Genomic DNA, 21,771 nt, shown 5'->3' on the forward strand with positions numbered 1-21,771 from the left:
TCATGAAAGAATTCGAACCATTTGTGTACCCGCAAGCCAGTTGTATTGCCGGGGTCGATGAAGTTGGCCGTGGCCCACTCGTTGGGGCAGTGGTCACTGCCGCCGTCATTTTAGACCCTAATAATCCAATCGAAGGGTTAACGGATTCTAAAAAACTGACGGAAAAAAAACGTAACCTATTGTTTGATGAGATCAAAGAAAAAGCACTGTCGTGGTCGCTTGGGCGCTGTGAGCCGGAAGAAATCGATGAATTAAACATTCTACAAGCCACTATGGTTGCTATGCAGCGAGCAGTGGCCGGTTTGCATGTTCAACCTGATTATGTGCTAATTGATGGCAATAAAGTCCCTCAGCTGCCGATGGACGCGCAAGCAGTAGTAAAGGGCGATTTACGAGTGGCCGAAATCAGTGCTGCCTCAATTATTGCGAAAGTAACCCGTGACCGTGAAATGGAAGAGTTGGATGCACAGTATCCACAATACGGTTTTGCCAAGCATAAAGGTTACCCAACTAAAGCACACTTCGAAGCATTGGAAGTGCATGGCGCGATTGAGCAACACCGTAAAAGCTTTAAGCCTGTAAAACGTATTTTGGGTATAGATTAATCGAGTTGCACACGCTCTGATTCGCCCACTAAAAATTTGTGCCAGAAACGCGCTCCTCGCGGTGTTTTCTGGCACAATGTCCTTCACGAAATTACCTATCTGATCTGGTTGTCATGGCAGAACCTCGCTTTATTCATTTACGCATTCACAGTGACTTTTCAATGGTCGACGGCTTGTCGAAAGTACCGCCATTGGTGAAAAAAGTGGCTGAAATGGGCATGCCCGCAATGGCATTGACCGACTTTACTAACCTTTGTGGCTTGGTGAAGTTTTACTTTGCAGCGCACGGTGCAGGCATGAAGCCTATCATTGGTGCTGATTTCAAAGTGAAATCGGAAGAAATGGGCGATGAGCTGTGTGACTTAACGATTCTGGCTTCAAACAACGAAGGGTATCAAAACCTGACGATGTTGATCTCAAAAGCCTACCAGCGTGGTCATTATCATCACCAAGTGGTGATTGATAAAGAGTGGCTCGTGGAGCACAAAGAGGGATTAATCTTACTCTCGGGTGGTAAGACGGGGGATGTTGGTAAAGCCTTGCTGAAAGGCAATCAGACCTTGATCAATCGTTGTGTAGAGTTTTATCAAACACACTTTGAAGATAACTATTACCTTGAATTAGTGCGAACGGGGCGTCCTGATGAAGAGGCGTACTTGCACTTTGCGGTAGAGCTGGCAGAGCAGCAAGATTTACCTGTGGTCGCGACCAATGATGTGCGTTTTTTAACGGCCGATCAGTTTGATGCCCATGATATTCGAGTGTGTATCCATGATGGTTACACCATTGTTGATCCTAATCGTCCTAAGTTGTACAGCGATCAGCAATATTTACGCAGTGAAGACGAGATGTGTGAGTTATTCTCAGATATTCCTGAAGCACTCGAAAACAGCGTAGAAATTGCTAAGCGTTGTAATGTGACCGTTCGCCTTGGCGAGTATTTCCTGCCGAACTTCCCAACCGGCGATATGACCATTGAAGACTTTTTGGTCAAAGTATCGGAAGAAGGTTTAGAACGCCGTTTAGCGTTCTTATTTCCAGATGAAGAAGAGCGTCTCAAACGCCGTCCTGAATATGACGAACGTTTAAAAGTTGAGCTCGACGTAATCAACCAAATGGGTTTCCCTGGTTACTTCCTGATCGTAATGGAATTTATCCAGTGGTCGAAAGATAACGATGTGCCAGTTGGCCCAGGTCGTGGTTCAGGTGCGGGCTCATTGGTAGCGTATGCGCTAGATATCACTGATTTGGATCCGCTGGAATTTGACTTACTGTTCGAACGTTTCTTGAACCCAGAACGTGTCTCCATGCCCGATTTCGATATCGATTTCTGTATGGACAAGCGTGACTTGGTTATTGACCACGTTGCTGAAATGTATGGCCGTGATGCGGTATCGCAGATCATCACCTTTGGTACTATGGCGGCGAAAGCGGTAATCCGCGACGTAGGTCGAGTATTGGGCCACCCATATGGCTTTGTTGACCGTATTTCTAAGCTGATCCCCGCTGAGCCAGGGATGACTCTTAGTAAGGCATTTGATGCTGAGCCGCAACTCGGTGAAGTCTACAATGCTGATGAAGAAGTTAAAGCTCTGATTGATATGTGTCGCATTCTTGAAGGTGTGACACGAAATGCCGGTAAGCACGCCGGTGGTGTTGTTATCTCACCTACGACTATCACGGATTTTGCGCCGTTATACTGTGATGCCGAAGGTGGTAACCCCGTTACTCAGTTCGATAAAAATGATGTTGAAACTGCAGGCTTGGTTAAGTTCGACTTCTTGGGCCTACGGACATTAACCATCATTGACTGGGCGCTAGGGATGATCAACCCACGTTTGGTCGCTAATGGTGAAGAGCCTGTCAATATTGCCGCTATTCCAATGGCTGATCCTAAGTCGTTTGCGATGCTGCAACGCTCTGAATCAACAGCGGTATTCCAGTTGGAATCTCGCGGCATGAAAGATTTGATCAAACGTCTTCAGCCCGATTGCTTTGAAGATATGATCGCACTGGTAGCCTTGTTCCGTCCGGGTCCGCTGCAATCAGGCATGGTAGATAACTTTATCGACCGTAAACATGGTCGAGAAGCGGTATCTTACCCTGATGAAAAGTGGCAGCACGAGTCACTCAAAGAAATTCTTGAGCCAACCTATGGCATCATCCTGTATCAAGAACAGGTTATGCAGATTGCGCAGGTACTGTCTGGCTATACCTTGGGTGGCGCCGATATGTTGCGTCGTGCTATGGGTAAGAAAAAGCCTGAAGAGATGGCGAAACAGCGTGCTACCTTTGAAGACGGTGCGGTGAAGAACGGCGTCGACGGCGAGTTGGCGATGAAAATCTTCGACTTGGTAGAAAAATTTGCAGGCTATGGTTTTAACAAATCACACTCAGCTGCATACGCATTGGTTTCTTATCAAACACTTTGGCTGAAAGCGCACTATCCTGCTGAATTCATGGCGGCGGTAATGACCGCTGATATGGATAACACAGATAAAGTTATCGGCTTGGTTGATGAATGTCTACGTATGAAGCTCAAGCTGCTTCCGCCAGATGTTAACAAAGGTCTATACCGCTTTAATGTTGATGACAACGGTGCCATTGTTTACGGTATTGGCGCGGTAAAAGGGGTGGGTGAAGGCCCTATCGATAATATTATCGAAGCCCGTAATAAAGGCGGTCACTTCAAAGACTTGTTTGATTTCTGTGCGCGCATTGATACCAAGAAAGTGAATAAACGCGTATTAGAAAAGTTGATCAAAGCAGGAGCCATGGATCGCCTTGGTCCAAACCGTGCTGCAATGATGGCAACATTAGACGATGCAATTAAAGCCGCGAGCCAGCACCATCAGGCTGAATCTTTTGGCCAAACAGATATGTTTGGGGTATTAACTGCCGCCCCTGAAGAAGTAGAACACGCTTACGCCAATATTCCTGAATGGCCAGATGCAGTATGGCTAGAGGGTGAACGTGAAACGTTAGGGTTATACTTAACAGGCCACCCGATAAATGCCTATTTATCTGAGTTGAAGCACTACACAACCTGGCGCTTGAAAGATGCGAATCCGACGGGACGTGATAAAGTAGCGACTGTGGCTGGGTTAGTGATAGGCGCGAAAGTGTTTACGACAAAACGCGGCACACGAATTGGTGTTATTTCATTAGACGACCGTTCAGGTCGAATGGAAGTAATGTTATTCTCTGAGGCATTAGAACGTTACGTCGATTTGATCGAAAAAGATAAAATTGTGGTCGTAACAGGACAGGTCAGCTTTGATGATTTCAATGGTGGCCTTAAAATGTCCGCGCGAGAAGTGCTAGATATCTCAGAAGCAAGAGAAAAGCACCTAAGAAGTCTTGCCATCTCGGTCACCGAGGGGCAAATTGATGAACAGTTTTTTGCACGCTTTAGCCAAGTGCTGGAGCCACACAAAGCAGGTACAGTACCTGTGAATGTGTATTATCAGCGCTCGAACGCACGCGCTAAACTCACCTTAGGCACAGAATGGCGTGTAACGCCTAGTGATAAGTTAATCCTTGATTTGAAAGGGTTGCTGGGTGAGAAGCAAGTCGAGCTTGAGTTTAATTAATAATGTCTGTGATCGTTTACGATGATAGACAAAAGGATTTTGAGTGGTATGAGCCTGAACTTTCTTGAGTTTGAACAACCAATTGCTGAACTAGAAGCCAAGATTGAAGCATTACGTGATGTTTCTCGTCGTGATGAATCTGCGTCGGTTGATCTGGATAAAGAAATTGAACAACTAGAAAAGAAAAGCCTAGAACTGACTAAGAAAGTATTCAGTGACTTAGGTGCGTGGCAAGTTGCCCAAATGGCACGTCACCCTCAGCGTCCGTACACATTTGACTACGTTGAGCACATCTTTGAAGAGTTTGATGAACTTGCGGGTGACCGTGCTTTTGCTGACGATAAAGCATTAGTGGGTGGTATTGCTCGTATTGATGGCCGTCCAGTGATGGTGATTGGTCATCAGAAAGGTCGCGAAACCAAAGAAAAAGTGATGCGTAACTTTGGTATGCCAAAGCCTGAAGGTTACCGTAAAGCCCTTCGCTTAATGAAAATGGCTGAGCGCTTTAAAATGCCTATCATCACTTTCATCGATACCGCTGGTGCATACCCAGGTGTCGGTGCGGAAGAGCGTGGTCAATCTGAAGCGATCGCGACCAACTTAAAAGCAATGGCGGGCCTGACTGTGCCAATCATCTGCAACGTTGTGGGTGAGGGTGGTTCTGGTGGCGCTTTAGCTATCGGTGTTGGTGATTGCGTGAACATGCTGCAATACTCCACTTACTCTGTGATCTCGCCTGAAGGCTGTGCATCTATCTTATGGCGTGATTCTGAAAAAGCCCCACAAGCGGCAGAAGCTATGGGTATTACGGCAGAGCGTTTAAAAGAACTAGAGCTGATCGATAATATTATCGAAGAGCCGCTAGGCGGTGCTCACCGCGATGTTGCGCTAATGGCTGAGAAGCTAAAAGCACAATTTAAAGCAACATTAGATGAGCTTGATGCATTAGATACAGAAACTTTGCTAGAGCGTCGTTACCAACGCTTGATGAGTTACGGCTACTGCTGATAGTGAGTAACTAAAGCGATAGAATTTTATGGGGCAGCCTAATCAGGCTGCCCCATTTTTTATGACTGTTTTTCTTTTCTCTCTACGCCTTGTTTATTCCCATTGGTATACTGACGCCGTGTTTATTTTTAACGATCATGGTTGTTATGTCTTGTTCGCTGCTCTATCGCCACCTTCAAACTTGCTTTCAATCTCACTCTCCTGAGTCTAAACGTTTTGTTTTAGCTTTGAGTGGTGGTATGGATTCTCGTGTACTGCTGGCTGTGATGGCGGAATACCTTAGGTTACATCCTGATCATCAATGTATTGCGGTTCATGTTCATCATGGTTTAAATCGCTATGCCGATGAGTGGGCGGATAAGTGCCAAGTCTGGGCACAATCGGCGGGGATCCCCTATTATGTTGAACGTGTTGTATTGGTACAAGATTCAGGCGATAGCCTTGAGCAAGCAGCCCGTGACGCTCGTTATCAAGCATTAGCTAAGCACATGAAAGGTGGGGATGCCTTACTGACTGCGCAGCATGCAGATGATCAGGTCGAAACCTTATTGTTAGCACTAAAGCGAGGCAGTGGGCCTGCGGGGTTAGCGGCGATGCCTACTTCAACCCCGTTTGCTAAAGGGCAGCATATTCGGCCTTTATTGCAAGTGAACCGCACAGACATTGAATATTATGCTGAGCAGCATGGGCTTGAATGGGTCGAAGATGACAGTAACCAAGATACTCGTTTTGACCGTAACTTTTTACGCCACCAGGTTACCCCGTTACTCGCACAGCGTTGGCCGGGTTTACGAAAAGCAGTGGCTCGCAGCGCAGCATTGTGTGGTGAGCAAGAAGCCTTACTCGACGAATTGTTAGCTGACAAGCTAGCACTTGCAACGGCTGCGGATGGTAGTTTAGCGCTGAGTGTATTAAAACAAGAGCGGTTGGCGAAGGCCCTGATCCGACAATGGTTGCAACAGCAAGGCGCTGTGATGCCATCTTGTGCTCAGCTCGATCAAGTGTGGCAGTCGGTCGTGTTAGCCCAACAAGATGCGAATCCACAATTGAATTGGCAACAGCATCAGATCCGTCGTTATCAACAACGCTTACACTTAGTGCAGCAGTGGCCTGATATTCATCAAGTACAGCTTTCTATGTCTTTATCTGCACCATGTAAACTGCCTCAGGGGCTTGGTGATATTAGCTTAATGCCAAGCCTTAATGGTCAACTGCGTCTACCTCAAGACAATGAGATGCTCTCTGTACGCTTTAATCCTGAAGGGGTGAATGTGAAGCCCGTTGGCCGAGTTGGAAAGCGTAAATTGAAGAAGCTATTCCAAGAATATGGTGTGCCGAGCTGGAACAGACGCCGTACCCCATTGATCTATTATGGCGATCAGTTAGTGGCTGTTGCAGGCTTATTTGTCGTTGATGGTTTTGAAGGGCAAGAGTGTGAACTCAGTTGGCACAATAAGCTATCCAATTGATATTAAAAGTGCATTGAAAAGGTAAAGCAGGCACAATTGCCAGCAGGAAACTACAACTATAAAAGAGGACCTCATGAAGAAAGTTCTTACACTTGCACTGTTAGCCACTGTTATGTCAGCACCTGCTCTTGCTGGCGATCCTGCGGCGGGTAAAGCTAAAGCCGCAATTTGCGCTGCTTGTCATGGCGTAGATGGTATTGCTGTTATCCCTGGTTACCCAAACCTGAAAGGGCAAAATGAGCAGTATCTTGTTAATTCATTAAAAGCTTATAAAAACAAAGAGCGCACTGGTGGTATGGCTATGTTGATGCAGCCACAGGCTTCTATGTTGAATGATACCGATATTGCGAATGTAGCAGCATATTTTGCTCAAATGAAATAATTGCACTAACAGCAATTTTTGCATGCACAGTAGGCCGCTTGATCATTTGATGATCAAGCGGCTTTTTTTCTATCTAGTGCCGCGTCTTTTAAGTGAATCGCGATCACGGTTATGACGGCTAAGGTTATTATCCTGATAGAAAAGTGCAGCCCGATAAAATGTAGAAATTAGTAGTGATGATGATTCTTTCTATAAGGTGACGAATAATTGCTCAGTTAGTCATTCTCTAGTTGCTAATAATAACAGAAGATATTATTGTACTAGCACGCTGATACATTGTTGTACTGCCGTTATCTTGTCTAGGAGTCATTATGAGTAAACCATCCACACTTGGGGGCGCATGTATTATCGCCAGTGTTTGTGTTGGGGCTGGCATGCTTGGTCTGCCAAGTGCCGGTGCAGGAGCGTGGACGTTGTGGAGTGTGGCTGCCATCTCATTCACTATGATCATGATGACGCTTTCTGGATGGTTGTTGCTAGAAGCACTGAAACATTACGAGTTTAAAGCCTCATTCAATACAGTGACCAAAGATTTATTAAGCAACAAAGTTAATGTTGTTAATAACTTATCGCTTTACTTTGTTGGCGGTATTTTACTTTATGCCTATATTTCATCATCAGGCATGATCTTCAGTGAAATGCTGGGCATGTCGCGTGAATTGGCATCAATTCTGTTTGTGGCATTGTGTTCTGCGTTCGTTTTACACTCAACGCGTGCTGTTGATCGTATCTCTATTGTGTTAATTCTCTTTATGATCATCAGTTTTGTGTTGGGCATTTCTGGATTAGCGTCGAATATTAGTGTGCCGGTTTTGTTTGAACAGGGTCAGGGTGATACGCCATATTCGGCTTACGCACTTGCACTATTGCCTGTTGCGCTAACATCATTTGGTTATCACCACTCGGTAAGTACGATGCGTGATTATTATCAAGATGAGAATCGAGCTAAAAAAGCGATTTTGGGCGGAACACTAATTGCACTGACGTTTTATCTTGGCTGGGTGATTTGTATTTTTGGTAACGTATCGCGTGAAGCGTTTGGCCCTGTTGTCGCTGCGGGTGGCGGTGTAGATGTATTAATGACGGCACTGACCTCTGCGATAGATTCAAGCAGCATTCAACAAGCACTGCATATTTTTTCTATTGCCGCGATTGTTTCATCTTTCATCGGTGTTGGTCTGGGTGTGTTCGACTACTTGGCTGATTTCTTTGGCTTTGCTGATACTAAGCAAGGGCGACTAAAAACCTGGGGCGTGACCTTTTTGCCACCTTTGGTTTTCTCGTTAGTTGCGCCATTTGGTTTTGTTGCTGCAATTGGTCTTGCGGGGGCGGCTGCAACGATTTGGACTTGTATTATTCCGGCGATATTGGCTAAAACATTGCGCCAAAGAGTGCCAGAGCAAGAAGGCTTTGTCGTACCAGGTGGCAATGTGACAATTTATGTTGTGATTGCATTTGGGGTATTGACGGCTGCTTTCCATTTACTGGCAATGGCAAACCTACTGCCTGTTTTTAAAGGCTAGTTATATCTCGCTACATGAACACAAAAACGGAAGCATTAGCTTCCGTTTTTTATGGTGTTAAATCCGTGAATCTGAGCGGGAGGCGCTTTAGCGAAATTGCTTTGCTTCAGGTAAGTAATCAAACCCTGCACTTGCTAAACGTGCTATTAGCTGTGCCTTGTCGATTTCGTAATATTTAACTAGGCCATCAAGATCGCCAAATTCATCGCGGATCTTCATATTGACGATGCTCATCAGCATTACCGGATCCATGGTTTCAAAGTTGGTTAGCTTCATGCTTAGTCCTCGTGATCGCTCATCAATAGGTTAGCAGCAGCGTATGCGGCACGCTCGCGAACTTCTTTGGGTAAATCTGTATTAGCAGCCACGTAGTCCAGCGCCTTAACCGCACAGTGAATGGCATTAGGGATATACCCGAGTTCACCGCCACCAATTTGGGCATAGTTCATTCGGATTAGTTCACAACACTCATGTACTTTCATTGGTTCATCCTTAATTAAATCATTAGCTCAAGGTACCAGTATGGGCGGTGGTACATTCAGCGAATGATTCACATTTGCAGATTAGTATACCGTGAATAATCAGGCTTTGATCAATATTAAGAAAGAGGATTTAAAGGGATGTTGATGTGCTAGGCGGTTATTTTTGACGCTTGTGTTGGTATAGCTGGCGATCAGCGCGATCAATCAAGGAGATTGAAGTATCGCCTTTTTGGTAATGCGCATAACCTAAAGACACACTGATATTAAGTGCTCGCAAGGTCTGATCTTGTTTCATTAACTGCTGGATACGTGTTGCAACCTTTCCTGCTGATTCACCTGTGGCTGGCTGTAATAGTGCTGTAAATTCATCGCCACCTAAACGGTAGCAGCGATCAGTCGCGCGAACAGCATCTTTTAAAATCGTCGCAAAACGGCGTATTACCTTGTCACCATCGAGATGACCAAAACGATCATTGACCTGCTTGAAGTTATCTAAATCAAAAATGATCAGTACTAAACCAACATTACGACGCTCGCTTAAGGCGATGGCATGACGAATATCTTGCTCAAAGCTGGTGCGATTACCCAAGGTTGATAGGTAGTCTTGTAGCGCAAGGTTCTTTACTCGACGGTATTCAATTGCGTTCGCTAATGGACCCGCAAATAGGCGATGGTAGGTGTGGAGTAAGTTAATTTCATCTTTGTCTAATTTGTAAGGGGTGCAGTACTGGAGCTTGCCAAGTTCATTTTCACCAAAACGTAGTACAAAGGTCTGGCGAAACTCGGTCGCTTTACCACGACGGATCAGGGTCGCTGTTCCTTCTAGCTCCCAAATTAGTCGATGAATATCAACTTGCTTTTCCATTTCACGAGTGAAAATTTCAAATAACAATGCTAAATCAAGCTTGCCTTGGAGTTTCTGCAGGATCAATAAGCGTACGTCAGCCCCGAGTGGCTTTCGTCTCGGTTTCTGTGGCGCGTCAGCGAATTTATCCCAAAGAGCTGGATCCATATCATCATCGAAATAAAGGGTGGGCAATTACTATATGCAAAATTCAGCGTCGATCAACTGTTTGTTGTTAAATTTGATAATAATTAACTGATTCTATTTTAAAAAGTTTCTCAGTTTGACTTCTTGGCTTAATGCATCTTCATATCCCAGCTGTATGAGTGATTTGATATAGCTCGGTTCAAATAATATATAACTGGTAATAGCGGCATCATCTTGTGGGCTGATTCCTATCATTCGCATTAACGCACGTGTCATGGGGGGGAGGTAGCAGTAATTATCTTGCGCGAGAGGTTCAAAAGACTGGCTAGGAAAAAGGTGAATATGGTCGACTACCTTCATGTTGAGCTTAGCACGTGCATCGTTAGGTAAGGTTTGCAATAAACGGTTGGTGCGATCGAGATGCTCTAAATCAGCGGTCAAGGTATCACTGAAGATAGTATCCATTAAATGGCCTCCCAGTGTGGCGAGTCCTGGTGTTTGGGTGTGCTCTGAGGGCTCTATCTTTTGGTTGATTAAGTTAATGATCAGGATTTTATCTGCGCCCATTTTGAGAGAAGGGCGCAGTGGTGCGAGTTGGTGAATGGAGCCATCCCCATAATAATGTCGGCCGATACGACTGGCAGGGAATACAAGGGGAATAGCGGCGGATGCCATTAAGTGATCAGTATTGAGCATAGCGCGGCGGCCTTTCGACTTCGCCCGATCCCATTCACTCAGATAAGGTTGCCCTTGAAAGAAACTGACGGATAAGCCGCTTTTATAGCTAGATGCGGTAATAGAGAGCCCGTCTAAATTGCCCGCCATAATTTGTTTCTCAAGCCGTTCATAATTGTTCACTTGATTGAGTAATTCACGTAATGGACGGTTGTTGAGCAGCCCAAATGGCGGCCTTTCATGGTGCTGGGCCTGCATGCGAGCATACCATTGATGAGCTAAGTAACCTGTCATTCCTAGCGGGCTGGATTTGAATATTCGGCGGCTATGTAGTCGCCCCCAAATCCATTCTAGTTTTTTCACTCCAAGGCGAAAGCAGGATGCGTAACAGGCTATAGAGGTCGCGTTAATCGCCCCTGCAGAAGTTCCACAGTAGATTGAAAATGGGCTGTGATGCACACGAGGATACCATTCTGAAATGGCTTTGAGCACACCGACTTGGTAGGCTGCACGCGCACCACCACCGCTGAGTAATAAACTGATTTTAGGCTTATCCTTTGCCATATCAACACCCTAACTATCCTTGTTTAACTATACAAGGTCTTGCTAGGCAGGATAAGTCTTTTTCGGTAAGGACGGGTTAGAGCCAATAAAAAAGCCTCCGTAAGGGAGGCTTTAAGGTATGATTTAGAGAGAGGGGTTAAGCGATTTTCTGCTTAATAAACTCAACCATTTCAGCAACAGGTACACCAACCTTGCTGCCGTCTTGGCGATTTTTATATTCCATCTCGCCATTTTCAAGGCTACGGTTACCGATAACGATAGTGTGAGGGATACCGATCAGCTCGTGATCCGCAAACATAACACCTGGGCGCTCTTTACGGTCATCGAATAGCACGTCGATACCAGCTGCGGTTAGATCAGCATATAGCTTTTCAGCGGCTTCTTTAACTTCTGCAGACTTCGCCATGTTCATCGGTACGATAGACACTTGGAAAGGTGCAATTGCTGCTGGCCAGATGATGCCGTTTTCGTCGTAGTTTTGCTCGATAGCTGATGCAACAACACGTGATACACCAATACCGTAACAACCCATCTCTAGGATTGAGTGCTTACCGTTAGCATCAAGCACGCCACAGTTCATAGCTTCCGAGTAGGCTGTACCTAATTGGAAGATGTGACCTACTTCGATACCACGTTTTAGTTGCAGGGTACCTTTACCACATGGGCTAGGGTCGCCTTCAACAACGTTACGTAAATCTTCAACCTGACCTAGTTCAACGTCACGACCCCAGTTAATACCGAAGTAGTGCTTATCGTCAACGTTAGCGCCTGCGCCAAAGTCACTCATTACTGCAACCGTGCGGTCAACAATGAATGGCAGCTCTAGACCAACAGGGCCTAGTGAACCTGGGCCAGCACCGATCAGTGCACGAATTTCTTCTTCCGTTGCCATCTCTAGTGGAGCCGCAACTTCTTTCAAGTTTTCAGCTTTTACTTCGTTAAGCTCGTGATCACCACGGATAATCAGTGCAACGATGTCGGCATCAATGTCATCTGATGCTTTAACAAATAGTGTCTTAACTGTTTTCTCGATAGCCAGGCCGTGTTGCTCAACAAGTTCAGCAATTGTTTTTGCATTTGGCGTATCAACAAGCGTCATTTCTTGTGTTGGTGCAGCACATTCAGTAGCAGGTGCAAGTGCCTCTGCTTTTTCGATGTTTGCTGCGTAATCAGATTCTGTTGAGAATGCGATCAAGTCTTCGCCGCTCTCAGCCAGTACGTGGAACTCTTGAGAGCCACTACCACCGATTGCGCCTGAGTCAGCCAGAACTGGACGGTACTCAAGACCCATACGATCGAACGCTTTACAGTAAGCGTCGTGCATTGCATCGTAAGACTTTTGTAGGCCTTCTTTATCGATGTCAAAGCTGTAAGCATCCATCATGCTGAATTCACGTGCACGCATTACACCAAAACGAGGACGGCGTTCATCACGGAATTTAGTCTGGATTTGGTACAGATTTAGCGGAAGCTGTTTGTAAGAGCTAACTTCGTTACGTACAAGGCTAGTGATAACCTCTTCAGCTGTTGGGCTAAGTACAAACGGACGAGCGTGACGATCAGTAAAGCGAAGTAGTTCAGGGCCCATTTTTTCTGAGCGACCTGTTTCTTCCCAAAGTTCAAATGGCTGAACAACGGGCATCAAAGTTTCAACTGCACCTGCATTGTTGATTTCTTCGCGAACGATGTTCTCGACCTTACGTAAAACACGCAGACCAGTAGGCAGCCAAGTGTAAAGACCTGAAGCCAGCTTACGGATCATACCTGCACGAAGCATTAGCTGGTGGCTAATAACTTCTGCGTCATTTGGGGTCTCCTTCAGGGTAGAAAGAAGATATTTACTGGTACGCATTGATGGTATCCGTTTGTTGATAAAAATTTATGTGAAGGGATCTATATTATCAGCTAATCCATTACGCGCCAAAGGATTCGTCATCAATTGGCTCTAACGCGGTAACGGTAATGGCGTCAAAACTCACGGTGAACCTGACATTATAGTTAAACAGATGTACGGCGTATTGTTTATTGTCAGTTTTCCCTTTTTTGTAGGCTGGGCGTGGATCTTGCGCCAGCACTTCACTGATCACGGCCTGGTGATAACTGGCTTTGCTTGGTTGTAGCTGCTTAATGGCTGAATCGCTAAACATCACTGGTAAGGTTTCTGGTTCTTCAGCCGCAAATCCGCCTTGTGCATCCGGTAAGCTATCGGAATACGGGATGTAAGGTTTGATATCGACGATAGGGGTCCCATCAACCAAATCAACGCCGCCTAGTTCAATGATCACATTGCCATTTTGATGACGTACCCCTTTTAATTCTACCGCAGACATACCGATGCCATTTGGCCTGAAGGTCGCACGGCTAGCAAATACGCCAATACGCTCATTACCACCAAGACGAGGTGGTCGAACCGTTGGGCGCCATCCGGCTTCGAGATTTTGATCAAATAAAAATAACAACCACAAATGGCTAAATTGCTCTAAGCCGCGAACCGCTTCGGCACTGTTAGCGTCACCTTGCAATACGATTTCAGCGCGCGCACTGGGCACGAGTCCAGGTTGGCGAGGCACCGCAAATTTCTCTTTGTATGGAGAGTGAATAACACCAATAGGTTCGATAGAAACAGACATACACGCATTCAAGTTAACGAGGATGCAGAAACTTTATCATAAATATACAAGGAAGGAGTTGTTGAGAATAGCTATCAAGTGTTACATTATAACAATTGTTATAATGTAACGTTTAAACCAAAAGTAAATAATAAGGATAGCATCATGAAATCGGGTATCCATCCTGAATACCGAACCGTTGTGTTTCACGACACTAGCGTTGATAAATATTTTCTGATTGGGTCAACACTTCAAACCGATCGCACAATCACTTGGCAAGATGGCAAGGATTACCCGTATTACACCTTGGATGTATCGTCGGAATCACATCCATTTTATACCGGTAGACAGCGTGTTATTTCTGCTGAAGGGCGTATGGCTAACTTTAACCGTCGCTTTGGTCAGATTGGTTCAGTAAAGGGATAAGATGATGAAAGTATTAAGCTCGCTTAAGAGTGCGAAGATGCGCCACCGTGATTGCCAAATTGTAAAGCGCAAAGGCCGCGTTTACGTGATTTGCAAATCAAATCCACGGTTTAAGGCTGTGCAAGGCAGCGGTGGTAAGAAAAAGTAGTCTGTTATTGTGGGTCGTGAGTTATATAGCAAAGGCTAGGTATAACAAAAACTAGATACAATAAAGCCCCTAGTAAGGGGCTTTGTATTGGTCAGTGAGTCTCTAGTGACGCATATAGAGAAGGGTGGATTACCAGCCTTTCACTACACCGCCTTGGAAGATGTCTTTGGCTGCCGTGTAAACTGCTTCTGATTGGTATGCTTTTACAAACGTTTTTACATTCTCAGCATCAACATTGTCTTGGCGAGAAACAATCAGGTTTACATATGGCGACTCTTTATCTTCAACGAATACACCGTCACGCTCAGGCGTTAGATTAATGCTGCTCGCGTAAGTGGTGTTAATAATGGCAAGCTTCACATCATCGAGTGAACGTGGAAGTTGAGCGGCTTCTAGTTCAACAATCTTTAGGTTCTTTGGATTATCAACAATATCAAGCACTGTTGCCGCTAGGCCAGCATCGTCTTTTAGCGTTAGTAGACCTTGTTGTTGCAGTAGCAGCAGTGAGCGACCAAGGTTAGTTGGGTCGTTTGGAACAGCTACTTGATCGCCATCTTGAAGCTCATCAACCGATTTAATTTTGTTTGAGTAACCCGCGATTGGGTAAACAAAGGTGTTACCAGCGACTGTGAATTTGTAGCCACGGTCAGTAATTTGCTGATCAAGATAAGGCTTGTGTTGGAACGCATTGACATCAATCGAACCTTCTTCAAGCGCTGCGTTTGGTGATACGTAGTCTGTGAAGGTGATTAGCTCAACATCAAGACCATATTTATCTTTGGCTTCTTTAGCTGCGACTTCTGCCACCTGTGCTTCTGACCCTGCCATTACCCCAACTTTAATCTTGGTATTATCAACCGCAGCTTCTTTTTCACCACAGCCTGTTAGTACAAGTGCAGAGGCTAGGCCTGCGACGGCAAAAATGTTTTTTAGATTAAACGCCATGTTGCTTCTCCTTTATGGGGTATTCCCTGATTTTTTTAGCGAGTTAATTCAGCTAACTCGCTGTCATAATATGTTGTTGTGTTTGAATGATACGTTTTTATTACCTGATACTAAGATTAGCGGTGGTCGACACGTTTGACTAAGTGATCACCTATCGATTGAATCAGTTGGACTAAGATAACCAACATAATGACGGTGATTGCCATTACAGTGCCATCAAAGCGTTGATAACCATAACGAATGCCCACATCCCCTAGGCCACCACCGCCGACAGTTCCTGCCATTGCGGAATAGCTAACTAGCGTCACGAGTGTAATTGTTACTGCGTTAATGATGCCTGGCAGCGCTTCAGGCAAAAGCACTTTTGTGATGATTTGAGTTGGTTTAGCTCCCATCGCTTGCGCGGCTTCAACCAGACCCGTTGGCACTTCCAGTAAGGCACCTTCCACTAAGCGAGCAATAAACGGAATGGCACCGACGGTGAGTGGAACAATTGCCGCTGCGGTTCCGATTGAGCTACCGACAATAAAGCGAGTAAAGGGAATGATCGCGACTAATAGAATAATGAATGGAATAGAGCGACCGATGTTGACCACTATGCCCAATACTTTATTAAATTTAGGATTGGCCATGAGGCCATTATCTTTAGTGAGGTGCAGTGCCACACCGAGTGGAATACCCAGTATAAAGCCAATCAGTCCCGATGCTAATACCATGGTAAGAGTTTGGCCCAGGGCTTCAATTAGTAGTTGAACCAGACGTTCGTTGGTTTGCCACCAAGTCGCAATAGAATCAAGCAACATAACCTAGCACCTCCACGTTAACTTTGTGATCACGAAGGAAGGCTACCGCATTATCGGCTGCTTGTTCCGTTCCATAAAACTCTGCCAGCATCAGGCCAAATTTGACACCACCTGCGTAATCCATATCTGAACTTAAGATACTGATGTCAATGTTGAATTCACGTGCTACTTGGCTGATAAGCGGTGCATCGACAGATGCGCCAGTAAACTCTAAGCGGATCAGCGGATAGCTGCCTTCAATACGCTCAGGTGTCATGCGTGCTTTGTAATCTTCTGGAATCGACAGATCCAATGTTGAGCGAATAAACTCACGAGCAAGTTCCGTTTTGGGATGAGCAAAAATATCGCCAACTGGCCCTTTTTCTACTAACTCACCATCACCTATGATGGCGACTTTTGAACAGATATTTTTCACGACATCCATTTCATGGGTGATCAACAAAATGGTGAGTTTTAGTTTGCTGTTGATCTCTTTGAGTAAGGTTAAAATTGATTGGGTTGTTGCTGGATCTAAAGCGCTGGTGGCTTCGTCGCACAGCAGTACCTTGGGATCAGAGGCCAGAGCACGCGCAATCGCTACACGTTGCTTTTGCCCACCACTTAAATTGGCAGGGTAGCTGTGGTGTTTATCCGCTAAGCCAACAAGTTGAAGTAATTCAGTAACTTTGGCTTTGATATCTGCTTTTGGTTTATTCGCCAACTCAAGGGGTAGGGCGACATTATCAAATACAGTACGCGATGAAAGCAGGTTGAAATGTTGAAAGATCATACCGATCTTACGGCGAGCAAGGGTTAACTCGTGGTTAGATAGCTGCGTGAGATCAACGCCATCGACTATCACTTGGCCGTTGCTTGGGCGCTCAAGTAAATTGACACAGCGGATCAGTGTGCTTTTACCAGCACCTGATGAGCCAATAACACCGAAGATGGTACCTTGTTCAATGGTAAGGTTAATATCACGCAGAGCATGTATTTCTAACTCTCCCTGATAAAACACTTTGTCTACTCGTTTTATTTCTATCATCGAACTTCCTAGATACCAGATAAAATAATGCGTTTTGTCGTCATACGTATTGTATTTGTAACGCGTTTGTGCGAAAAGTTGAATTAAATCGCGTTATGTTGATACCGAGATTAGCAGTCTGGATGGCTAAGTCAATAGATATTTTTACGTCTAGACGGCTAAATGAAATCGTGATTTGAAATACCAAGTTAAATCCCTCCTCTCTATATGCTCCCTTAAAGCTGTAAATAGATGAATCGCAACTGCTGCCGTGCCATAATCAAGCTAAATGATATATAGAGGGCTTTCCTTTGGCCAAACCAGCAGTTTTTATCGATCGTGATGGTGTCATTAATGTTGACCACGGTTATGTTCACACTGTAGATGATTTTGAATACATCGAGGGTGTCTTCGAAGCATGTAAGAAATTAAAAGAAATGGGTTACATGCTGGTACTGGTGACGAACCAAGCGGGTATCGCACGTGGTATGTACACTGAGGATGAATTCCTATCGTTAACAGAGTGGATGGATTGGAACTTTGTTGATAATGGCGTTGAGTTCGATGGTATTTACTACTGTCCTCACCACCCAACGGAAGGCCAAGGCGATTACTTACAAGCATGTGAGTGCCGTAAACCGAACCCAGGTATGTTTATTTCTGCGCGAGATTTCCTAAAAATTGATATGGAAAACTCAATCATGATCGGTGACAAAACCGATGACATGAAAGCGGCGCAAGCAGCCAACGTAGGCACTAAAATTCTGGTTCGTACAGGTAAGCCTGTGACTGAAGAAGGCGAGAGCCTTGCATCGGTTGTGCTAGATAGCGTCGCAGATGTACCAGCATGGGTTGCAGCGAAGTAAGTCGCATTCTTTACCTATTGCTAAAAAAACAGGTCGCTTAGGCGACCTGTTTTCGTTTTGGATAATACTTACTTAGCGGTTATCCAGTGGTAAAATTTCTAGTACCTGTTGATAACGGTTGGCGAGCTTAAGGAGTTTCGCTTGCTGTTTAGTCTCGTCAAACTGAGCCAGTGTGATGTGCTTTAACTTGAGTGTGCTGTTATCGATATTGGGATCAAGAAGCTGGTTTAGTTCCTTGATAAACTGAATCATCTGGAATGCCAACCCGTTGGCAGGACTGGCGTAGTAGCTTTGGCCATTTTTACGGACAAAGGTTTCGAGTTGGCTCACATGATCGTTACTGCTACGTAATGAAACATACTGCGCTAACTTATCACCATGGGTGTAATAGCCTGTTTGACTATCACTAAACTGCACTACCAGCTTGAGTAGTGCTTCAATTTGGCTGTATTCACCTTTGTGAGGCAAGTTATAGAAGCGCTTGAGGTTCTTGGCGTAGTAAGGGGCCGCTTCTACTTTGGTATTTAGCTCAAAGGTTGTGAAGTCACCTTGTGGTGCAACTGCGTTGCCTTCTCGGTCTCTGAATAATTGAGTACCGAGTATGGTTTGAGCATTGTTTGTACCAAGGGCGATATCATCAAGCAAGATTGTAAAGATATCGTAGTTGATATAACCATTACCACCCGTTGGGACAATGTAAGGCAAATCAACCAAAGCACTATCGGTCCGATCAGTGGTGCGTCGGATACCATCTCGCTCTAACAAGGCTGCCATTGCGGCAAATTTATCGGGCCAGAAACCGTAGTAATCAAACATACCGACATAATTAAACTTCGGGTTCACATTGGGGGCTTTACCGCTGTTGAGCATTTTGCCCGCTTCAGCTAACAGTGTTTGCCCTTGGCTGGTTAAGTAGGACTCAATCGCTGGATGGAAGCAGCTTTGTGGTACTTCCCCTTGAGCGAGCTGGCTGCGCACCGCACTTTGGTAAATGACATCGTTCAGTGTACGGTAACTCACTTCACCAACTGCATTTTGAACTTCACACTGATGATCTGGCTGAATAACCAGATTTACAAGGTTATTTCTGAGTTCATCAATGCCTTGCGCCATGCCACAGAAGTAATCGAAGTTAAAATCTGACACTGGCCATATTTCCATTTGGCCGGTACAGACAGGGTCCGTTTGAGCAATGAATAGACGGTCGGCATCACTCCAACCTATGTATTGTGACATACGATCGAACATTTGAATGTTTTCACGCCAATTCATGAAAGTGTTGACGCGGCCAATGGCGTAATCACTTAGTGTTGATTCATCAAAGTTTTTACGATTATTTCTCTGGGTGCTTAGCGAGAAATGTTCGTAGTAACGCTGCCAGTTATAATTGTTGATCTCACTATGATTTCGACCTTCGTCATGGCGATTACAGTCAGTGTTTAAGCTGACATTGCCATCGGTGCAGTATTTGAATTCACGCAAAACCTTATCGCCTGGGACTTTATCACTCCACTTATCGTCTAATACGGCGTCATTAACTGCAGCACTTAAAACACCATCGCTTAAGCGTGGATCTAAGTGAGTATTTTCAGCAAAGAAAGCAGTTTTGAGTTCTTTATCATAAACACTTAAGTCAAAGTATTTTGGTGATACGGCATCGGCCTCTGATGCTGAACCGAATGTGGATACTTCAACTTGGCGTTTGTAAGCGAAACGCAATGCGGCTTTGTCGTAGAGGCCAAAGACAGGTAATGCATCCATCATTGATGGGTTATAGTCCATGATAGAGCTGTACGCTGGGATGTATTTTAGGCCGTGATTATGCGCCTGCTGTTTGGTGAAGAAGTTGGTATCGTCATTACTGCCTTGGAAGTTATGGCGTAACCCTAAGTTATGACCTATTTCATGAACTAAGGTTTTTGCATAGTAAATACCAGCCAAAATACGACCGACATGTGTCTGTTGCTCTATGGTTAGCTGGTCCCAGCGTTTCAGTTGGGTACGTTCATTGTCTGACCATACATAGGCATCCTCAGAGGTAAAATCGATTGACTGACCGGCAACGACCATAGTGGGCAGCATTTTTTCCGTGGTACTCGACCATAAGCTCGAAACAGGAAACATATTGTGTTCGGCCCATAGGCGCTTTTCGAGTTCGTTAATTTCGACTAGGTCAAGCGGGGTCAGCGTATCTTGAGGGATTTGGTTAAGTTCGTTTAAGGCTTTTAATGCGTTATCAATCGGTTCACTGGCCTGCATTTGTGCTGCTGGTGGTAAAGTATTTGAGGCGACCGATACGATTAAATCAGCATTGCTTTCGAGGGGGGTGCCATCAGGAGTGGAATACGATAAAGCAACGGGTGCAGCAGATAGTTGCTCGTTTTCCTGTTTTGGCATTGGCTTAACATTACCTTGGTTATATTGGATCGCGATGCGATCCCATAAACGGTAAGCGATGCTCTCTAATACACCTGAATATTGGTTAACATGTGCATGAACAATCTCCCCTGTAACGGGGTTGACTGCTGAAGGTCCGTATCCTGCTAATCCATTTTGTAGCGGTTCGTGGATAAGGTTGATCACGTTGTAGCGTAGATCGCCAGAGCGCTTACCAGAAGGTTGATGCAAAGTAATACTAGGTACGCCAACTTTAGTTAGTTGCGGATTGATCCTGTCTATCACATCTATGGTGATTTGCTTATAAAACTGGGTTGCTGGGTTTATATCGAAGCTATCGGATAAGTGATAGTCGACACTTCCTTGTGTCGGGTTGAAACGGTGCATGTAGTGAATACGGTTACCATCTTGGGTATTGTTTCCTAGGTGGTCGGGGCGAGAGACTTGTGAGGCAAACATACCAAAAGTATCTTCATCGCCTTTAGGGTAAAGAACAGGCTCATAATCTTGGCTCTGCACGGCACTCAGAGGGACAAACGAATAAAAGTTTGAAACCGTAAAAGTCAGGTTATTAAAGTCGATACCATCATCACCTTGGAATAAAGCATTAACGAGACAGCTCCACTGATTAGATATTTGATAATCTTGTTCCAGTTCTATATTCAGCGCACCATCTTTTAATTCATAACCTTCCCAATCAGTCGCCAGTCGGGCTGGACCTACTGCGGTATAACATCCCGTTGAATAGGTGAATAAATCATCCCAGTCTCTTTCTAATACCGCCAATTTTGTATAGTCAGGAGTAAAGAATTTCTTATCTTTCCAATTGACATTATCGTCTGTATTTTCTTCTTCTTTATTTGTACAGTCATCGTATGCATCTTCTTTACAGCGATAATCTTGATATGTACCCGGCAGTTTTATTAGTGGACTTAAATTTGTATCAACATCAGACCAGCGACCAAAATCATTATTATTAATTTGTGCTTGGCTAATAACATCAGGACTAAGTTGACGTACTTCTAATCCTTCTTCGGTATAGAAAAATCGAACCAGTTTTTCTTGCCCTTGCATGAATGGCGCCATACTAACTGCATAACGTGGCGCTTTCGCCATCGATGGCATATAAAGATAAACTTGATCCGTTTTTATTTCTCGCTTGGTTACTTGATGAGGATCTCTTTCAACAAGATCATAGCTTTGATTATCAGCACCACATCCTGCGAGAAATAACGCAGAGATAATGCTTGATGCGACCAGTGATCGTTTCATACAAACTCCT

At 44.9% G+C, this 21,771-nt stretch carries 19 protein-coding genes; 9 read left to right on the forward strand and 10 right to left on the reverse strand.

The window, feature by feature from the left end:
- The first annotated feature begins 2 nt into the window (after positions 1-2).
- The 6 genes from rnhB to OCU77_RS03420 all read left to right on the forward strand — a co-directional run bounded on the left by rnhB (position 3) and on the right by OCU77_RS03420 (position 8,580).
- A complete protein-coding gene (rnhB, locus tag OCU77_RS03395; protein WP_048899948.1) occupies positions 3-605 on the forward strand; it encodes a ribonuclease HII in 603 nt (200 codons plus the stop codon).
- 113 nt (positions 606-718) lie between these two features.
- Positions 719-4,198, forward strand: coding sequence for a DNA polymerase III subunit alpha (gene dnaE / locus OCU77_RS03400; RefSeq protein ID WP_048899949.1), 3,480 nt, complete (start codon positions 719-721; stop codon positions 4,196-4,198).
- Between the two features lie 48 nt (positions 4,199-4,246).
- Positions 4,247-5,206, forward strand: coding sequence for an acetyl-CoA carboxylase carboxyl transferase subunit alpha (gene accA / locus OCU77_RS03405; RefSeq protein ID WP_048899950.1), 960 nt, complete (start codon positions 4,247-4,249; stop codon positions 5,204-5,206).
- A gap of 146 nt (positions 5,207-5,352) precedes the next feature.
- A complete protein-coding gene (tilS, locus tag OCU77_RS03410) occupies positions 5,353-6,675 on the forward strand; it encodes a tRNA lysidine(34) synthetase TilS (protein ID WP_048899968.1) in 1,323 nt (440 codons plus the stop codon).
- A 73-nt stretch (positions 6,676-6,748) separates the two neighbouring features.
- Positions 6,749-7,057: a c-type cytochrome gene (locus OCU77_RS03415; RefSeq protein WP_048899951.1), complete on the forward strand. Its 309-nt coding sequence runs from the start codon at positions 6,749-6,751 to the stop codon at positions 7,055-7,057.
- A gap of 311 nt (positions 7,058-7,368) precedes the next feature.
- Positions 7,369-8,580: an aromatic amino acid transporter gene (locus OCU77_RS03420; protein WP_048899952.1), complete on the forward strand. Its 1,212-nt coding sequence runs from the start codon at positions 7,369-7,371 to the stop codon at positions 8,578-8,580.
- Positions 8,581-8,667: 87 nt separating this feature from the next.
- Here the strand turns inward: OCU77_RS03420 and OCU77_RS03425 are convergent, their stop codons facing one another.
- From OCU77_RS03425 to tsaA, 6 genes are all read right to left on the reverse strand, one after another.
- The gene (locus tag OCU77_RS03425; protein WP_048899953.1) at positions 8,668-8,856 is read right to left on the reverse strand and encodes a DUF4250 domain-containing protein; all 189 of its coding nucleotides are present in this window, start codon (positions 8,854-8,856) and stop codon (positions 8,668-8,670) included.
- Positions 8,857-8,858: 2 nt separating this feature from the next.
- Positions 8,859-9,062: a YaeP family protein gene (locus OCU77_RS03430; RefSeq protein ID WP_048899954.1), complete on the reverse strand. Its 204-nt coding sequence runs from the start codon at positions 9,060-9,062 to the stop codon at positions 8,859-8,861.
- Between the two features lie 157 nt (positions 9,063-9,219).
- Positions 9,220-10,074 carry a GGDEF domain-containing protein gene (locus OCU77_RS03435; protein ID WP_048899955.1) on the reverse strand — a complete coding sequence of 285 codons (855 nt, stop codon included), beginning with the start codon at positions 10,072-10,074 and terminating at the stop codon, positions 9,220-9,222.
- 93 nt (positions 10,075-10,167) lie between these two features.
- Positions 10,168-11,292 carry a patatin-like phospholipase family protein gene (locus OCU77_RS03440; protein ID WP_107303086.1) on the reverse strand — a complete coding sequence of 375 codons (1,125 nt, stop codon included), beginning with the start codon at positions 11,290-11,292 and terminating at the stop codon, positions 10,168-10,170.
- A 136-nt stretch (positions 11,293-11,428) separates the two neighbouring features.
- On the reverse strand, positions 11,429-13,144 hold the full coding sequence (locus OCU77_RS03445) for a proline--tRNA ligase (RefSeq protein WP_048899956.1): 1,716 nt from the start codon (positions 13,142-13,144) through the stop codon (positions 11,429-11,431).
- A gap of 61 nt (positions 13,145-13,205) precedes the next feature.
- Positions 13,206-13,922, reverse strand: coding sequence for a tRNA (N6-threonylcarbamoyladenosine(37)-N6)-methyltransferase TrmO (tsaA, locus tag OCU77_RS03450; RefSeq protein WP_048899957.1), 717 nt, complete (start codon positions 13,920-13,922; stop codon positions 13,206-13,208).
- Between the two features lie 144 nt (positions 13,923-14,066).
- Between tsaA and OCU77_RS03455 the strand changes: the two genes are divergently transcribed.
- Together OCU77_RS03455 and ykgO are read left to right on the forward strand one after the other, a co-directional pair.
- Entirely contained in the window at positions 14,067-14,327 is a 261-nt protein-coding gene (locus OCU77_RS03455; protein WP_048899958.1) for a type B 50S ribosomal protein L31, read from the forward strand.
- Between the two features lie 4 nt (positions 14,328-14,331).
- Entirely contained in the window at positions 14,332-14,475 is a 144-nt protein-coding gene (gene ykgO, locus OCU77_RS03460) for a type B 50S ribosomal protein L36 (RefSeq protein WP_048899969.1), read from the forward strand.
- A 129-nt stretch (positions 14,476-14,604) separates the two neighbouring features.
- Here ykgO and OCU77_RS03465 read toward each other — a convergent pair whose 3' ends face one another.
- The 3 genes from OCU77_RS03465 to metN form a co-directional block, all read right to left on the reverse strand.
- Positions 14,605-15,420 (reverse strand): MetQ/NlpA family lipoprotein, encoded by an 816-nt coding sequence (locus OCU77_RS03465; RefSeq protein ID WP_107303087.1) that lies wholly within the window; start codon positions 15,418-15,420, stop codon positions 14,605-14,607.
- Between the two features lie 116 nt (positions 15,421-15,536).
- Complete coding sequence (locus OCU77_RS03470; protein ID WP_048899959.1) at positions 15,537-16,223, reverse strand: methionine ABC transporter permease; 687 nt, start codon at positions 16,221-16,223, stop codon at positions 15,537-15,539.
- Positions 16,213-17,247, reverse strand: a complete 1,035-nt coding sequence (metN, locus tag OCU77_RS03475; RefSeq protein ID WP_107303088.1) for a methionine ABC transporter ATP-binding protein MetN — start codon at positions 17,245-17,247, stop codon at positions 16,213-16,215. The genes OCU77_RS03470 and metN overlap by 11 nt, the downstream gene beginning before the upstream one ends.
- A 290-nt stretch (positions 17,248-17,537) precedes the next feature.
- Here metN and gmhB point away from each other — a divergent pair, with 290 nt between their 5' ends.
- Positions 17,538-18,092, forward strand: coding sequence for a D-glycero-beta-D-manno-heptose 1,7-bisphosphate 7-phosphatase (gmhB, locus tag OCU77_RS03480; RefSeq protein WP_048899960.1), 555 nt, complete (start codon positions 17,538-17,540; stop codon positions 18,090-18,092).
- A gap of 72 nt (positions 18,093-18,164) precedes the next feature.
- Here the strand turns inward: gmhB and OCU77_RS03485 are convergent, their stop codons facing one another.
- Positions 18,165-21,761, reverse strand: a complete 3,597-nt coding sequence (locus tag OCU77_RS03485) for a zinc-dependent metalloprotease (RefSeq protein WP_107303089.1) — start codon at positions 21,759-21,761, stop codon at positions 18,165-18,167.
- Between the last annotated feature and the right edge of the window lie 10 nt (positions 21,762-21,771).

The organism is Photobacterium swingsii (genome assembly GCF_024346715.1).
GTDB classification, from domain to species: domain Bacteria; phylum Pseudomonadota; class Gammaproteobacteria; order Enterobacterales; family Vibrionaceae; genus Photobacterium; species Photobacterium swingsii.

Bases quoted from the DNA above. Each gene is read 5' to 3' on its own strand.
- accA (WP_048899950.1), top strand. From the start codon at position 4,247: ATGAGCCTGAACTTTCTTGAGTTTGAACAACCAATTGCTGAACTAGAA.
- OCU77_RS03435 (WP_048899955.1), bottom strand. From the start codon at position 10,074: ATGGATCCAGCTCTTTGGGATAAATTCGCTGACGCGCCACAGAAACCG.
- OCU77_RS03420 (WP_048899952.1), top strand. From the start codon at position 7,369: ATGAGTAAACCATCCACACTTGGGGGCGCATGTATTATCGCCAGTGTT.
- tsaA (WP_048899957.1), bottom strand. From the start codon at position 13,922: ATGTCTGTTTCTATCGAACCTATTGGTGTTATTCACTCTCCATACAAA.
- OCU77_RS03415 (WP_048899951.1), top strand. From the start codon at position 6,749: ATGAAGAAAGTTCTTACACTTGCACTGTTAGCCACTGTTATGTCAGCA.
- OCU77_RS03455 (WP_048899958.1), top strand. From the start codon at position 14,067: ATGAAATCGGGTATCCATCCTGAATACCGAACCGTTGTGTTTCACGAC.
- OCU77_RS03440 (WP_107303086.1), bottom strand. From the start codon at position 11,292: ATGGCAAAGGATAAGCCTAAAATCAGTTTATTACTCAGCGGTGGTGGT.
- OCU77_RS03425 (WP_048899953.1), bottom strand. From the start codon at position 8,856: ATGAAGCTAACCAACTTTGAAACCATGGATCCGGTAATGCTGATGAGC.
- rnhB (WP_048899948.1), top strand. From the start codon at position 3: ATGAAAGAATTCGAACCATTTGTGTACCCGCAAGCCAGTTGTATTGCC.
- OCU77_RS03465 (WP_107303087.1), bottom strand. From the start codon at position 15,420: ATGGCGTTTAATCTAAAAAACATTTTTGCCGTCGCAGGCCTAGCCTCT.
- dnaE (WP_048899949.1), top strand. From the start codon at position 719: ATGGCAGAACCTCGCTTTATTCATTTACGCATTCACAGTGACTTTTCA.
- OCU77_RS03445 (WP_048899956.1), bottom strand. From the start codon at position 13,144: ATGCGTACCAGTAAATATCTTCTTTCTACCCTGAAGGAGACCCCAAAT.
- OCU77_RS03470 (WP_048899959.1), bottom strand. From the start codon at position 16,223: ATGTTGCTTGATTCTATTGCGACTTGGTGGCAAACCAACGAACGTCTG.
- ykgO (WP_048899969.1), top strand. From the start codon at position 14,332: ATGAAAGTATTAAGCTCGCTTAAGAGTGCGAAGATGCGCCACCGTGAT.
- OCU77_RS03485 (WP_107303089.1), bottom strand. From the start codon at position 21,761: ATGAAACGATCACTGGTCGCATCAAGCATTATCTCTGCGTTATTTCTC.
- metN (WP_107303088.1), bottom strand. From the start codon at position 17,247: ATGATAGAAATAAAACGAGTAGACAAAGTGTTTTATCAGGGAGAGTTA.
- OCU77_RS03430 (WP_048899954.1), bottom strand. From the start codon at position 9,062: ATGAAAGTACATGAGTGTTGTGAACTAATCCGAATGAACTATGCCCAA.
- tilS (WP_048899968.1), top strand. From the start codon at position 5,353: ATGTCTTGTTCGCTGCTCTATCGCCACCTTCAAACTTGCTTTCAATCT.